This is a genomic window from Streptomyces sp. NPDC000983 (assembly GCF_040299205.1).
Lineage (GTDB): Bacteria > Actinomycetota > Actinomycetes > Streptomycetales > Streptomycetaceae > Streptomyces.
In genome coordinates this window covers 296,395-310,338 of record NZ_JBEPBM010000001.1, presented here as the reverse complement: position 1 = coordinate 310,338, position 13,944 = coordinate 296,395, and the positions used below count along the sequence as shown (strand labels likewise).

Genomic DNA, 13,944 nt, shown 5'->3' with positions numbered 1-13,944 from the left:
TACCGGGGGTCGGGGGGCACGCGGGTCCGTGGCGCTCACCGGGCGATGACCAGGGTGGCGGGCGGTGCCGAGTGGAACGAGATGTCGGTGAATCCCGCCTTGACCAGCCACTCCTGGTAGTCGCGGCGCCGCCAGGTACTGCCCCGCTTGCTCTTGAGGAGCATCTCGGAGGCGAAGATCAGCGGGAAGGCGGGGCCGCCGCGGTCGTCGTCGACGATGTAGTCGTTGACGACGAGCGTGCCGCCGGGTCTGAGGGCCTGGCGCAGCCGGGTGAACACCTCGATGTTGCTCTCCGGCCCCTCCTGGTGGGCGATGTGCGAGTACACGGCGACGTCGAACGCGTCCGTCCCGAAGTCGGTGTGGTGGAAGTCGCCGTCGACGGTGGTGAAGCGGTCGGCGACGCCGCGTTCGGTGAGCAGCCGGCGGGCGATCTCGTTGATCGGCGCCCAGTCGAGCTGGGTGGCGCGGGCGGCCGGGTTGGCCTCCAGCCAGATGCCCGAGTAGACGCCCGAGCCGCCGCCGACGTCGAGGACGGAGATCTCCCCCGCGCCGGCCAGGCCGAGGACTTCGGCGGCGATGGTCGCGGCGGGCAGCGACTGGGCGGCGATGGCGGTGACGATCCCCTCCCAGTGCGGGTTGTTGGCGACCTCCACCACCGGGTTGGCGACCGGTCCCCCGACGCGGACCACCTCGGCCAGGTCGGCCAGGCTGCCCATGTGGGTCAGTTTCAGCCTGGCGAACCCGGCCAGCGAGGCGGGCTTGTCGTCGACCAGGTAGGCGGACGCCTCGGCGCTGTTGCGGTAGCGGCCCTCGGAGAGTTCGACCAGGCCGACGGCGAGCAGTCCGTCGAGGAGGGTCTGGGCGCCGCGCTCGGAGATCCGGGCCCGGTCGGCGAGTTCGGCGGCGGTGCCGGCGCCGCTCTCCAGGTGGGTGAAGAGCGAGTGGGTGGCCGACGCGGCGAGGATGCCGGTGGCCCAGTAGCCGTTGATCAGCCGCATCACGGTGTCGGGTGACGGCGTGCGGTTCGTCATGCTGCCCCTCCCAGGGCCGGGGCGGACGCCGCGTGGGCGCGGACCGCGCCGCGCACGGCGTGCGCGACCCGTTCGACCTGCTCCTCGGTGAGTTCGGCGTGCATCGGCAGGGCGAGGTTGCGGGCGAAGAGGTCGGCGGAGACCGGGCAGGTGCGCTCCGAACGGAACACCGGCTGCAGATGGGTCGCCCAGGCGCCCTGTCCGCAGCCGATGCCCTGACCGCGCAGTGCGGCGGCGACGGCCGAGCGGTCGACCCGCGCGTCGAGGGTCACGACGTAGGACTGCCAGGCGTGGGTGCGGTCCTCGGGGACCCGGGGCACCGCCAGCAGTTCCTCCTCGCCGAGGAGTTCGCCGTACCGGGCGGCGACGGCGTTGCGGCGGTCCAGCAGCTCCTGCACCCGGCCCAGTTGGACCTGGAGGATCGCGGCGGCGATGTCGGAGAGCTTGTAGTTGAAGCCGATCTCGGTGAACTCGGGGATGGGCAGGCCGACGACCTTGCCCATGTCGAAGATGCTGCCGATGCCGAAGGAGGAGCGCAGCCGGGCCTCCGCGCCGATCGCGGGGTCGCGGGCGAGCAGGGCGCCGCCCTCTCCGCTGGTGGCTCCCTTGCGTCCGTGGAAGGAGAGACAGGCCACCTCGGCGAGCGCGCCCGCCGGGCGGCCCCGGTAGGTGGCGCCCACGGCGCAGGCGGCGTCCTCGACGACGAACAGGCCGTGGCGGTCGGCGATCTCCTGGAGTTCGGTGTAGTCGGCGGGGACGCCGAGGGTGTCGACCACGATCATGCCGACGGTGCGCGGAGTGATCAGGTCGGCGACCGCGCGCGGGTCGACGGTGCCGGTGTCGGCGCGTACGTCGGCGAAGACGGGCACGGCGTCGACGTAGCGCACGGCCTGCGCGGGGGCGGGAAAGGTGTAGTCGGCGACGATGACCTCGTCGCCGGGTTCCACGCCGAAGGCGAGCAGGGCGAGGTGGAGCGCGGCGCCGCAGTTGCTGACGGCGACGGCGTCACCGACGCCGTACAGCTCGGCGAGCCGTGCCTCCAGCGCCTTGCCGCGCGGGCCCTGTCCGGCCGGCCAGCCGGAGGCGAACACCTCGGCGACGGCGGTGAGTTCGCGCTCGCCGAGGCTCGCGTGGACGAGGGGTATCGAGTCCATGTCCGTCACCTTCCGCTCGGTGCCGCGTGCGCGTCCTCGGCCTCCGGCCGGTACCGCAGCGGGGTGATCTGCCGGACGTCGTAGCGCTGCCGCATGGCCTCGACGGCGGCGGGGTCGACGGCGGTGCCGCGCGCCCAGATCTCGGCGATCTCCTCGAAGTACTCCTCGTGTTCGGGCGAGGGGTAGCTCTGGAAGAGCATCTTCACCGGCTTGTCGGTGGCGTTGCGGAACGCGTGCGGGGTGCCGGGCGGTACGAACATGCAGCTGCCCTCGGCGGCGCGGACGACCCGGTCGCCCTTGACGGACTCCCAGTGGTGCCAGGTGTCGGCGGTGCGCTCGGCCGGTTCGAAGCACAGCAGGTCCAGCTCGCCCTCCAGGACGTAGAAGAACTCCTGCGCCCGCTCGTGGACATGCGCCCCGACGTCGAACCCGGGCGGTACGACCACCTCGAATATCGAGACGGAGGATCCCATCTCCTGGGTGGCCTTGAAGGTCACCGACTGCGCCGGGGTGACCAGCTTGCGCCCGGCTCCGGCCGGGATGATGAGGTCGGTCATGTACTCCGCTTCCTGTGTGCGCGCATGCGGTCAGGCGAAGGTCTGCGGGACGCCGTCGGCCGCCCAGGTGCCGAGTGCCATCTCCGCGGTGATGCCGGGACCGAACCCCGCGATCAGACCGGTCGCGCCGGGCGCCGGGGTCTCCTCCTCGAACAGCCGGCGGGCGGCTTCGAGTACGACGGCGCTGGCGATGTTCCCGTACTCGTTGAGCGTCGACCAGCTGTGCCGGAACACCTCGCGGTCGACCTCCAGGAACTTCGCGAGGTCGTCGAGGATGCGCGGTCCGCCCGCGTGGATGATGTAGAAGTCGAGCTTGCCCGCGTCCCAGCTGTGGTCCTTGGCCAGTTCGCGCAGGACGGGGGCGAGGGGCTCCATGGTGCCGGGCACCCGGCGGTCGAGCTGGAAGTGGAAGCCGGTGTCCTTGACCGCGTACGAGATCCAGTCCTCGGTGTCCGGGATGAGGTAGGAGGCGTTGCGCTCCAGGTCGATGCCGACGCCGCCCTCGCCCCGCACGACCGCGGCGGCGACCGCGTCGCCGAAGAGGCCGTCGGAGAGCAGCGAGCCGATGTCGTCGGCGTCGGGCTGGTAGCACAGCGAGCACAGTTCGCAGGAGACGATCAGGACGTTGCTGCCGGGGTGGGCGGCGCAGAAGTCGTGGGCGCGGTTGATGGCCGCTCCGCCGGCGGCGCAGCCCAGTTGGGCGATGGGTATCTGCCGGGTGTCGGAGCGGAAGCCCAGGTGGTTGATGAGCCAGGCGGTCAGCGACGGCATCAGGAACCCGGTGCACGACACGTAGATGATGGCGTCGATGTCACGGGTCCTCAAGTCGGCGTTGGCCAGCGCCTCTTGGATGACCCGGGGGGTGCGCTTCTTGGACTCGACCTCGTAGATGCGGTTGCGCGCCTCGAAGCCCGGGTGGTGGAGCGTCTTCTCGATGGGCTGGACGATGTGCCGCTTCTGGACACCGGTGTTCCGGATCAGCCGGAGCGCCAGGGCGAGTTGCGGTTTGCCGGCGTGTGCCCGCGCCGCGAAGTCCAGGGTCTCTTCCAGGGTGATGACGTGTTCGGGCGCGTTCATGGCCGGCTTGCATAGCCTCGGCATATCTGTGATCCACTTCCTCAGAGTCTCGACGGCAAGGGCAGTGGAGCGTCGCGCTGAAGGCAGGTCGAAGACCCGTCCGACGGCCGCGGAACGGCTGCCGGGCGGGTCGGTTCGGGAGGTGGCGTTTCCTGGCGGATCCTCGACGCCGCTGTCCCGGCGGTGGATTGACGCACCGTCACTCACGGACGCGGCCGCGGGAGGGGCGCTGTCGCCGACGGCGAGCCGGGCCCTTGCCTTCAGCGGAAGGGGACTTCAGCTGCTCGGACCGTACAGCCGGCTGCGGCTGTTTTCGGGCAGGGAAGGCGTGCGGAAATCGTGACACGAGGGGGGCGCCCGCGCCAAGAAGACCAGGAGGTGACTCAGGTCACATCGGAGCGGCGGCCCGGACTCGACAACGGCCGCACCATGGCGAGTTCGGACGAGCCCTCGGCCCGTGCGGCGGTGCCGCCGCACGGGGCAGGACCGGCGGGTCAGCCGAAGTCGGGGACCGGGTGGTCGGGGGCGAGTTCGGCGGCGATGCGCTGGAGGATGTCGTGCGCGTAGTGGCCGCCCGAGGCGGTGGTGCCCTGGGTGGTGGAGACCGCGATGGACAGCCGCTCGGCCGGGAGGTGGGCCATGGAGGCCGAGTAGCCGAAGAACAGCGGATGCTGGGCGACCCAGTCACCGAGGACGAGGACACCCATGCCGTAGTGCGTCTCCTCGGTCTGCGCGATGCAGACCGAGGCCGGGCACTTCTCGGTGGCCTCGCCGAGCCCGACCGTGCCCGGGTTGAGCAGTTCCTGGTACGAGGCGGGCGAGAGGAGTTCGCCGGAGCCGATGGCGGTGGCGGAGCGGGCCAGATCGCAGATGTCGGTGGTCTGCACGGCGCCGGGCGCGGTGGTCCACGAGGGGTTCCAGAAGGTGGACTCCTCGTACGTCCCGCGGTCGGAGCTGAAGGCGTGCAGGACGGGCGCGGGGATGTCGGGCGTGAAACCGTTGCGGGTCTCGCGCAGGCGCAGGGGGCCCATGATCTCGCGCTGGAGGAGGGCGTCCAGCCGGGTGTGGGTGATCTTCTCCAGGGCGGCGCCGAGGAGGACGAAGTTGGCGTGCGAGTAGTTCCAGTTGGTGCCCGGCTCGTACCAGCGCTCCTGGCCGGTGGAGATGGCGACGAGTTCCTCGGGCGTCCAGTGCCGGAACGGGTTCGCGCTCACGGCCTCCTGGAAGGCGGGATCGCGGACGTAGTCCCGCAGGCCGGTGGTGGAGGCGGCCAGCATGCGCAGGGTGATGCGGTCGCCGTCCGGGAGGTCGGGCAGCCAGCGTCCGACGGGGTCGTCCAGGTCCACCCGGCCCTCGTCGACGAGGCGCAGCAGGGCCGTGCCCAGGTAGCTGATGGCGATGTTGCCGTTGCGGAAGTGCATGGCGGGTTCGGCGGGGACTCCGGTCATCGACTCGCCGAGCGCGGTGGTGACGACCTCGCGGCCGTCGGCCGTGACGCGCAGGATCACGGACTTGAGGTCGAGTTCCGCCTTGGCCCGCTCGGCGATCCGCACGATCTCGCGCGCCGGGCCCCGGTCGGGGAGCCGTGAGCCGACGCAGGGACGTCCGCGGCCGGCGCCGTCGCCGTGCGCGCCGCCGACGGCCGGGGCGGGCGCGCCCAGCGCGAGGACGGCGGCGAAGGCGGTGGCCGCGGCGAGGGCGGTGGCGGCGACAGGGCGCGACCGGGGTGTGCGGCGGGCGGCGAGGGCCGCGGCCGGGCGCGACCGGGGTGTGCGGCGGGGGCCGCTACGGGGCTTTCTCATGGCCGGAGTATTCGCCGGGGGCGCCCGCCCGACGGCCGAGCGGTCCGCCGACGCGCCCGAAGATCACCCGTCGGGGCCGCGCCGGACCGCCTCCGCACGGGACAAGGCACCCTCGGACACTCGGATCTGACGGCATGTCAATTCAAGTTCCTGACCTGACGGCATATCAGTTCAGGACCTGGTCCAGCCAGTCGAACACCCGCTGGTTGTAGCGCGAGCGGTTCCAGCTCTCGCAGTGCCCCTGCGCGCCCTCGGCGGCGGTGAACCGCACCAGGGTCTTGGGGCAGTCCAGGACCTCGTACAGCTTCTCGGCCCCGGCCGCGGTCGGATCGCCGCCGCTCGCGGTGATCAGCGTGGGGCAGGTGATGCCGGCGACGACGTCGGAGAGGCGGTAGCGGTCGAGTTCGACGACGTACTCTCCGAGGCTCTTCAGTCCGTGCACCCACAGCCCGCGCTGGATGAGCCGCCACCGCATGGCCGCGGACCGGACCAGGGGTCTGAGGTGGGGGTCCAGCTCGGCCGGGTCCACGTCGGGGAGCCGGTCCTTCAGCTCGCGGGGCAGGGGGAGGATCTCGCGGATGTTCTCCAGCTGGTCCCACTGGCCGGGGTCGGCGACCAGGGCGGCCACGCGCGGGTCGCCGCTCACCCCGCGCGGGGCCAGGAAGCCGCCGAGGCTCCAGCCGATCACCGCGATGCGGCCGGGGTCCACTCCGGGCAGCGTCACGGCGTGGTCGATGACCGGGCGCAGCACGTTCTCCCAGTCCGGGCGCATCGTCAGGCCCTGTCCGACCAGGGCCAGGCCCTGTCCGGGGCCGTCGACCAGCAGACAGTGGTAGCCCCGCCGGACGGCGGGCAGGGCGTGCGCCCAGTACATCTCGTGGACGTTGGAGTCGTAGCCGTTGACGGCGACGACGGTGGGGCGGGGGCCGCGGTCGGCGGCGGGTCCGGTCGCGGGGCACAGGTAGCCGTCCAGGAAGGTGCCCTCGTAGGGCACCCGGACCGGGACGAGCGGTGGATCGCCTGCCTCGGCGAACCGCGCGAAGCACGCGCGTTCCCGCGCGGCCGCCTCGGCGAGCCGGGGGTCCACGGGGGCGCCGAAGAGCGGGTAGTAGGAGATCCGGTGGTAGGTGGAGGCCCGCAGGAACGCCTCCCGGGCGCTGACCGGGTGCCCGGCCGCGGCACTCTCCTCGGCCCAGCCCTCCACCATCGCCGCGGTCGCGGCCCATTCCTCGTACCAGCTGTCGGCGTCCCTCTCGAAGATCCGCTGGGCGGTCAGGGCGCACTCGCCCCATTCCGCGCCGCCACCGGTGATGGTGGTCAGCGCCCGCTCGGCGAACATCTGGAACAGGGCGTCGTCGAAGAGCCGCATGGGTGCCCCCAGGACATCGGTCCCCCGCGTGGGGGGAGGGGCGTGCCCGCCCTGAACCGCCGGGGCCGGCACGCCACTTCGGGAAGGGACCCGCTAGTTCTGCGGGAACGGACGGTCGTAGACGTGGTCCGGGGTGGCGATCTCGGTGACCGCGCGGGCGAGCAGGGAGGACGGCTCCTGGCCGTCGACGGTGATATCCGTGTTGATCATGACCACCAGGGTGGCCTTCTCCTCGGGGAGGTAGACGGTGACCGTCTCGTAGCCGGGGATGGAGCCGTTGTGCCCGATCCAGCCGCCGGTCTCGAAGATGCCGAGGCCGTAGCGGGTGCCGGGGATGCCGGTGGGCAGCGTCTTGAGGCGTTCCGCCTGGGTCCGCGGGCTCAGCAGGGTGCCGGTGGCGACGGTCTTCGCCCAGCTCCGCAGGTCGTGCAGGTCGGAGATCATGGCCCCGGCCGCCCAGGCCCAGCTGGGGTTCCAGTCCGTGGCGTCGGTGGTCTCGCCGGTCAGCGTCTGGTCGGTGTAGCCGCGCGGGTGCGGCTCCGGGAAGGTGGCGTCGCCCGGGAACAGGGTGTGGCGCAGCCCGGCCGGGCGCAGCACCCGCCGGTGGATGAACTCGGCGAGCGGGCGGCCGCTGACCTTCTCGATCACCAGGCCGAGGAGGACGAGGTTGGTGTTGGAGTACTGGAACTCCTCGCCCGGGTCGGCGGTGTTGGCGTGCTGGTAGCCGTAGGCGAGGAGTTCCTCGGGGGTGAACGAGCGGCTCGGGTCGCTCAGCAGGTCGTGCTGGAAGTCGGGGTCGAAGGTGTACGGGTAGAGGCCGCTGCGCATCTCGGCCAGGTTCCGCAGGGTGATGCCGGAGCCGCCCGGCACGCCGTCGACGTAGTCGGCGATCGGGTCGTCGAGGCCGACGCGGCCCGCGTCGACGAGTTCGAGGAGCGCGGTGACCGTGAAGGTCTTGGTCTCGCTGCCGATCCGCACGTACATGTCGCGGGTCATCGGTCGGCCGGTGGCGGTGTCGGCCACTCCGGTCGCGCGGACGTAGCTGCCCTTGCCCGGCATCCACAGGCCGACGACGGCGCCGGGGATGCCGGCCTCCCGGCGGACGTCCTCGATGGCCTTGTCCAGCCGCGCGGTCAGCTCGGGTCCGAGCCCGTGACCGTGTCCGTGCCCTTTTCCGTGTTCGGGGCAGTCGTCGGTGCCGTGCCGTGCGGGTGCCGCCGCGGCCGGCACGGCGGTGGCGGGAACCACCGACACCGGGACGAGCACGGATGCCACGAGCAGGGCCGCGGCGAACGGACGGCGTGAGGGGGTGCGTCGCATGACGGGGCGCCTCTTCCGGGTCAGGGGGGTCGCAGAGGGCAACATCACCATCCGGGCGCGCGGTGGCGGTCCGCGCCGTGGGCCCTGTTGGGGCGAGTCCACTCGATCGGTCCCCGGGCGGCTCCCCGGCCGGCTCCCTGGGCGAGTCCCTCGGGCGGGTCGCCGAGTCGGCCGCGCGTCGGTCCCGACCCGCCCGCGCCGCGACCGGCGCGGCCGTCCCGGATGGCCGCGCCCCGGTCCCGGCCGTAGCGTCGGACCATGCCGGGAGAACGACGATGACGCCCCCCTCCGGTCCCGACGGTCAGGACACGGCCCTCGGGCGCTACGGGGAGAGCCTGTTCGAGGCCGCGCACCCGCGGGAGGCGGAGCGGATCGACGACGCCGCGGTGGTCTACGACCCCGTCACGACCCACCGCCTCCGGGCGCTGGGGGCCGGGCCCGGCCTGCGCTGTCTGGAGGTGGGTGCGGGTACGGGCACGGTGGCCCGCTGGCTGCTGCGGGAGGCGGGCGTCGACGAGGTCGTCGCGCTGGACCGGGACACCGGGGCGCTGGAGCGCGGCGGGGACGAGCCCGGGCTGCGGGTGGTCACCGCCGACCTCACCGACGGGAGCCTGGACCTGGGCACCTTCGACCTGGTCCACGCCCGTTTCGTGCTGATGCACCTGCCCGAGCGGCGCCGTGTCGTCTCCCGGCTGGCGGGCCTGCTCAATCCGGGCGGCCGGATCCTGCTCGGCGACGCCGTGGAACTGCCCGACCGCCTCGACGCCTCCCGCGCGTACCGGCGGACCATGGACGCCATGTGGGAGGCGCTGCGCGAGACGATCGGCACCGACATCACGCACGTCCCGGCCTACCCGCGCTTCCTGCGGGAGGAGGGCCTGGCGGAGGTGGCCGCGGAGGCGTACTGCCCGCCCCTGACCCCGGGCGGCCCACTGGCCCGGTTCTGGTCGGGGACCTGGCGGCGGATGCGCCCCGAACTGGAGGCGCCCGGCCGGCTGGACCCCGCCACGGTGGACGAGGCCCTGGCCCAACTGGACTCCCCGCACCTCGCCGAACTGGCGCCGGGCATGCTGCTGGCATGGGGACGCCGGGCCTGAGCCCTGAAGGGCCCTGGGCATGGTGCCCGACTCCACAGGCCCGCCCCCTCGTCATGGCACCCGAGACCACACCTCCCCACCCTCATGGTGCCCACGCGCATAACTACGCCCGAAACTATGTTGCTCCACCACATGTGCGCCCCACCTGGGGGTTTCTACGGTGTGCCGACACCCACCCGTCCCCACCGCACACGAGGAAGTGGCGCACATGGCCGCAGCAGCATCCGCTCCCCCGACGCCGAACAATCTCAAGCGCATCGTCGCCGCCAGCCTCATCGGCACGACCATCGAGTGGTACGACTTCTTCCTCTACGGTGCCGCCGCCGCACTGGTCTTCAACACCCTCTTCTTCCCCGACTCCGACCCCCTCGTCGGCACCCTGCTCTCCTTCCTCACCTACGCCGTCGGATTCGCCGCCCGCCCCATCGGCGCCCTGGTCTTCGGTCACTACGGCGACCGCCTCGGGCGCAAGAAGCTGCTGGTCCTGAGCCTGTTGCTGATGGGCGGTGCCACCTTCGCCATCGGTCTGCTGCCCACCCACGAGACCATCGGCAGCGCCGCGCCGGTCCTGCTGACCGTGCTGCGGCTCGTCCAGGGCTTCGCCCTCGGCGGCGAGTGGGGCGGCGCGGTCCTGCTGGTCTCCGAGCACGGGGACGCGCGACGGCGCGGCTTCTGGGCGTCGTGGCCGCAGACCGGCGCGCCGGCCGGGCAGCTCCTCGCCACCGGTGTCCTGGCCGCTCTGACGGCACTGCTGAGCGAGGGTCAGTTCGAGTCCTGGGGCTGGCGGATACCGTTCCTGCTCTCCGGGCTGCTGGTGGTCGTCGGGATGTGGATCCGGCTCTCGGTCGACGAGTCGCCGGTGTTCAAGGCGGCGCTGGCGCACGCCGAGGCGCGCCGGGCGGAGGACGTCGCCGAGAAGATGCCGCTGGTGGCCGTGTTGCGGCACCACTGGAAGGACGTGCTCGTCGCGATGGGCGCGCGGATGGCCGAGAACATCTCCTACTACGTGATCACGGCCTTCATCCTGGTCTACGCCGTCGAGCACACCGGTCTGTCCAAGCAGACGGCGCTGAACGCGGTCCTGATCGCCTCCGCGATCCACTTCGCGGTGATCCCGGCCTGGGGCGCGCTGTCCGACCGGATCGGCCGGCGCCCGGTCTACCTGGTGGGTGCGCTCGGCATCGGCGCCTGGGCGTTCCCGTTCTTCGCTCTGGTCGACACCGAGAGCTTCGGGCTGCTGATCCTGGCGGTGACGGTGGGTCTGGTCTTCCACGGTGCGATGTACGCGCCGCAGGCGGCCTTCTTCACCGAGATGTTCGCGACGCGGATGCGCTACTCGGGCGCCTCGATGGGCGCGCAGTTCGCCTCCGTCGCGGCGGGCGCCCCGGCGCCGCTCATCGCCACGGCGCTGCTGGCGGAGTCGGGCGGCTCGACCCTGGTCTCGCTGTATCTGCTGGCCGCGGTGGCCATCACCCTGGTCGCGCTGCTGGCGGCGCGTGAGACCCGCCACCGTGACCTGGCGCGGATCGGGGCGACCTCCTCCGAGCAGGAGACCCCGGACCCGGCCGCGGTCCGGTGAGGCCGTGGTCCGGTGAGGCCGTGGTCCGCTGAGACCGTGGTCCGCTGAGACCGTGGTCCGCTGAGGCCGCCGATCCGCTCCGCACCGGGCTCCGCCCGCCCTCCGAGGCGGGTGGGGCCCGCCGCCGTTGCTCCCCAGGCCGGCCGGAGCGGCCTCAACCCGCCAGCCGGTGCAGGCGCAGCGCCATCTGGATCTCCAGGGCGCGGGCGGGGTTCTGCCAGTCGTCGCCGAGGAGGCGGCCGACGCGTTCCAGGCGCTGGGCGACGGTGTTCACATGGACGTGCAGCTCGTCCTTGGTGCGGGCGGGGCTCATCCCGCAGGCGAAGTAGGCGTCGAGGGTGCGGACCAGGTCGGTGCCGCGCCGTTCGTCGTAGGTGACGACCGCGCCGATGGTGCGGTCGACGAAGCCCGCGATGTCCCGGTCGCCGGCCAGCAGCAGGCCGACGAATCCGAAGTCCTCAGCGGCCGCGCCGTCTCCGGCCCGGCCGAGCAGCCGCAGCGCCTCCAGACAGCGGCCGCCCTCCTCGTAGGCGGCGGCCACCGCGTCCGGGTAGGTGGCGAGGTCCTCGACGGGGGCGGAGGCGCCGACGGTGACCGTCTCGCGGACGGCGGCGCCGAGCTGGCGGGCGGTGCGGCGGGCCAGGGCGGTCGCGGTGTCGTCGCCCTCCAGGGGCAGCAGCAGGACCGTGCCGCCCTGGCGGGCCGCGGCCAGGCCGTGCCGGGTGGCGGCGAGGTGGGACGCCGCCGACCACAGCCGACGGCGGGCGGCCGCCTCCTGGTCGGCGTCGGCCCCGCGGCCCTCCAGGCGGGCGGCGAGCACCACATGGACGGCGTCGAGGTCGGCGTCGAGCCGGGCCGCGCGCTCCCGCAGCAGCCGGGGGTCGCGGTCGCGGCCGTCCAGCAGATCGTCCAGCAGTTCGCCGCGGACCCGTTGTTCGGCCTCGGCGGCGGAGCGCCGGGCGAGCAGCAGCAGCGAGGTGACCATGGCGGCGCGCTCCAGGGTGCGCTGGTCGACGGGGTCGAGGCCGGGGTGGCCGCGGAGCACGAGCGCGCCGAGCAGTTCGCCGCCGGCGGCGACGGCCGCGATCCAGTCGTCCTGGTGCCGTACGGCGTGGCCCTCGTTGCGGGAGGTCTCCAGGGCGCGGGCGGGGGCGTGCTCGGTGAACTCGACGGTGCCGTCGAGCACTTCGGAGACGGCGGCGGCCACGTCGTGCACGCCGCCGCCGCGCAGGACCAGTTCGGCGAGCCGGTCGTGGACGTCGGAGGCCCGCTCGATGACGGCGCTGCGGTCCCCGATGATCTCGTTGGCCCGCTCCAGGTCGGCGAGGGCCGAGCGGGTCTCGGTGAGCAGGTTGGCGGTGTCGATGGCGGCCGCGGCCAGCGCGGCGAAGGAGCCGAGCAGGGCGATCTGCTCCCGTTCGAAGACCCGGGCCCGCCGGTCCGCCGCGAACAGCACGCCGATCACATGGTGCCCCAGCATCAGCGGCACCCCGCAGATGGCCACCAGGCCCTCGTCGCGCACCCCGGAGTCGATGCTGAGGGTGTGCCGGAACCGCTCGTCCTGGAAGTAGTCGTCGGTGACGTAGGGGCGGGCCGTCTGGGCGACGAGTCCGCCGAGCCCCTCCCCCATGCCGAGGCGCAGTTGCTGGAAGCGGGCGGCGACCGAGCCCTCGGTCACCCGCATGTAGGTGTCGCCGCGCTCGGTGTCGTTCAGGCTGAGGTAGGCCACGTCGGTGCCGAGCAGGGAGCGTGCGCGCTGCACGATCGCCTGGAGGACGGCGTCCAGGTCCCGCAGTCCGGCCAGGTCGTGGGCGGTCTCGAAGAGCGCGGAGAGTTCGGCCTCGCGCCGCCGCCGGCCCTCCAGTTCCGAGCGGACGCGCAGGGCCGTCAGCTTCGCCGCCTCCAGCGCGGCGATCCGCTCGGCGGACCGTCCCTGGGCACGGGCGTGCAGCAGGGGCCGCTCGTAGGCGTCGGCCGGGGCGCCCCTGGCCAGCAGCTCCAGGAACGGCGTCTCGGCGTCGCCGCCCGGCGCGGGGCCGGTGGAGCGCTCTGCGGACTGCACGTGATCGCGGGACATGCTCACAGGATTCCCCATCGGAGGGTCGCCCGGTCGGCCCTGTGGACAACCCACGGCGACGACCGGCTCAGTGCGCGGTCCACCCGCCGTCCAGGACGAGCGACGTGCCGGTCACGAAGGACGCCGGTGGACTGCACAGATACGCGACGGCCTCGGCGACCTCGTCCGGTTCGATGAGCCGCTTCAGCGCGCTGTCCTGGAGCATGACCTCGCTCAGGACGCGCTCCTCGGGAATGCCGTGCGCCCGGGCCTGGTCGGTGATCTGCTTCTCGACCAGAGGGGTGCGCACATAGGCCGGGCACACACAGTTCGAGGTGACACCGTGGGGTGCGCCCTCCAGGGCCGCCGTCTTGGACAAACCCTCAAGACCGTGTTTGGCGGCGACGTAGGCCGACTTGTAGGCGGAGGCGCGCAGGCCGTGCACGGAGGACACGTTGACGATCCGGCCCCAGCCCTGGCCGTACATGTGGGGCAGGGCGCCGCGGATGAGCCGGAACGGCGCCTCCAGCATCACGGTGAGCACCGTGTGGAAGACGTCGGGCGGGAATTCCTCCAGCGGCCGGACCAGTTGCAGTCCGGCGTTGTTGACCAGGACGTCGGTGCCCGCCGCCGCGTGTTCGGCAGCGTCCAGGTCGGTGAGGTCCAGGGGGTGCGGCTCCACGGTTCCGGCCAGGCCCCGGCCCTGCTCGGCGAGGGCCTCCAGACCCGCCGCGTCCCGGTCGACCGCTCTGACCTTGGCCCCGGCGGCCGCGAGCCGCAGCGCGCAGGCTCGGCCAATGCCGCCGGCGGCGCCGGTGACGAGCGCGGTGCGGCCCCCGAGGTCGAGGGAGGGGGCGGGGGGTGCCGGGAGGGCGTGGGGCGGGGTCATGCCCAGACCCTAG

At 72.9% G+C, this 13,944-nt stretch carries 11 protein-coding genes; 2 read left to right on the top strand and 9 right to left on the bottom strand.

The window, feature by feature from the left end:
• Positions 1–35: 35 nt before the first annotated feature.
• The 7 genes from ABT296_RS01155 to ABT296_RS01125 all read right to left on the bottom strand — a co-directional run bounded on the left by ABT296_RS01155 (position 36) and on the right by ABT296_RS01125 (position 8,310).
• Positions 36–1,031, bottom strand: a complete 996-nt coding sequence (locus ABT296_RS01155; protein WP_351922254.1) for a class I SAM-dependent methyltransferase — start codon at positions 1,029–1,031, stop codon at positions 36–38.
• A complete protein-coding gene (locus ABT296_RS01150) occupies positions 1,028–2,185 on the bottom strand; it encodes a DegT/DnrJ/EryC1/StrS family aminotransferase (protein WP_351922253.1) in 1,158 nt (385 codons plus the stop codon). Before ABT296_RS01150 ends, ABT296_RS01155 begins: the two co-directional genes overlap by 4 nt.
• Positions 2,186–2,190: 5 nt before the next feature.
• Positions 2,191–2,742 (bottom strand): cupin domain-containing protein, encoded by a 552-nt coding sequence (locus tag ABT296_RS01145; protein ID WP_351922252.1) that lies wholly within the window; start codon positions 2,740–2,742, stop codon positions 2,191–2,193.
• A 30-nt stretch (positions 2,743–2,772) separates the two neighbouring features.
• The gene (locus ABT296_RS01140) at positions 2,773–3,843 is read right to left on the bottom strand and encodes a type III polyketide synthase (protein ID WP_351922251.1); all 1,071 of its coding nucleotides are present in this window, start codon (positions 3,841–3,843) and stop codon (positions 2,773–2,775) included.
• A 470-nt stretch (positions 3,844–4,313) separates the two neighbouring features.
• The gene (locus ABT296_RS01135) at positions 4,314–5,621 is read right to left on the bottom strand and encodes a serine hydrolase domain-containing protein (RefSeq protein ID WP_351922250.1); all 1,308 of its coding nucleotides are present in this window, start codon (positions 5,619–5,621) and stop codon (positions 4,314–4,316) included.
• 166 nt (positions 5,622–5,787) lie between these two features.
• A complete protein-coding gene (locus ABT296_RS01130) occupies positions 5,788–6,990 on the bottom strand; it encodes an alpha/beta hydrolase family protein (RefSeq protein WP_351922249.1) in 1,203 nt (400 codons plus the stop codon).
• 93 nt (positions 6,991–7,083) lie between these two features.
• The gene (locus ABT296_RS01125; RefSeq protein ID WP_351922248.1) at positions 7,084–8,310 is read right to left on the bottom strand and encodes a serine hydrolase domain-containing protein; all 1,227 of its coding nucleotides are present in this window, start codon (positions 8,308–8,310) and stop codon (positions 7,084–7,086) included.
• Positions 8,311–8,585: 275 nt separating this feature from the next.
• Here ABT296_RS01125 and ABT296_RS01120 point away from each other — a divergent pair, with 275 nt between their 5' ends.
• Positions 8,586–9,407, top strand: a complete 822-nt coding sequence (locus ABT296_RS01120; RefSeq protein WP_351922247.1) for a class I SAM-dependent methyltransferase — start codon at positions 8,586–8,588, stop codon at positions 9,405–9,407.
• A gap of 208 nt (positions 9,408–9,615) precedes the next feature.
• Positions 9,616–10,986 (top strand): MFS transporter, encoded by a 1,371-nt coding sequence (locus ABT296_RS01115; RefSeq protein ID WP_351922246.1) that lies wholly within the window; start codon positions 9,616–9,618, stop codon positions 10,984–10,986.
• A gap of 154 nt (positions 10,987–11,140) precedes the next feature.
• Here the strand turns inward: ABT296_RS01115 and ABT296_RS01110 are convergent, their stop codons facing one another.
• Positions 11,141–13,063 (bottom strand): helix-turn-helix domain-containing protein, encoded by a 1,923-nt coding sequence (locus ABT296_RS01110; RefSeq protein ID WP_351922245.1) that lies wholly within the window; start codon positions 13,061–13,063, stop codon positions 11,141–11,143.
• Between the two features lie 67 nt (positions 13,064–13,130).
• On the bottom strand, positions 13,131–13,931 hold the full coding sequence (locus tag ABT296_RS01105) for a 3-hydroxybutyrate dehydrogenase (RefSeq protein WP_351922244.1): 801 nt from the start codon (positions 13,929–13,931) through the stop codon (positions 13,131–13,133).
• Positions 13,932–13,944: the final 13 nt, after the last annotated feature.

Bases quoted from the DNA above. Each gene is read 5' to 3' on its own strand.
- ABT296_RS01130 (WP_351922249.1), bottom strand. From the start codon at position 6,990: ATGCGGCTCTTCGACGACGCCCTGTTCCAGATGTTCGCCGAGCGGGCG.
- ABT296_RS01105 (WP_351922244.1), bottom strand. From the start codon at position 13,931: ATGACCCCGCCCCACGCCCTCCCGGCACCCCCCGCCCCCTCCCTCGAC.
- ABT296_RS01120 (WP_351922247.1), top strand. From the start codon at position 8,586: ATGACGCCCCCCTCCGGTCCCGACGGTCAGGACACGGCCCTCGGGCGC.
- ABT296_RS01145 (WP_351922252.1), bottom strand. From the start codon at position 2,742: ATGACCGACCTCATCATCCCGGCCGGAGCCGGGCGCAAGCTGGTCACC.
- ABT296_RS01150 (WP_351922253.1), bottom strand. From the start codon at position 2,185: ATGGACTCGATACCCCTCGTCCACGCGAGCCTCGGCGAGCGCGAACTC.
- ABT296_RS01140 (WP_351922251.1), bottom strand. From the start codon at position 3,843: ATGCCGAGGCTATGCAAGCCGGCCATGAACGCGCCCGAACACGTCATC.
- ABT296_RS01135 (WP_351922250.1), bottom strand. From the start codon at position 5,621: ATGAGAAAGCCCCGTAGCGGCCCCCGCCGCACACCCCGGTCGCGCCCG.
- ABT296_RS01115 (WP_351922246.1), top strand. From the start codon at position 9,616: ATGGCCGCAGCAGCATCCGCTCCCCCGACGCCGAACAATCTCAAGCGC.
- ABT296_RS01155 (WP_351922254.1), bottom strand. From the start codon at position 1,031: ATGACGAACCGCACGCCGTCACCCGACACCGTGATGCGGCTGATCAAC.
- ABT296_RS01125 (WP_351922248.1), bottom strand. From the start codon at position 8,310: ATGCGACGCACCCCCTCACGCCGTCCGTTCGCCGCGGCCCTGCTCGTG.
- ABT296_RS01110 (WP_351922245.1), bottom strand. From the start codon at position 13,063: ATGTCCCGCGATCACGTGCAGTCCGCAGAGCGCTCCACCGGCCCCGCG.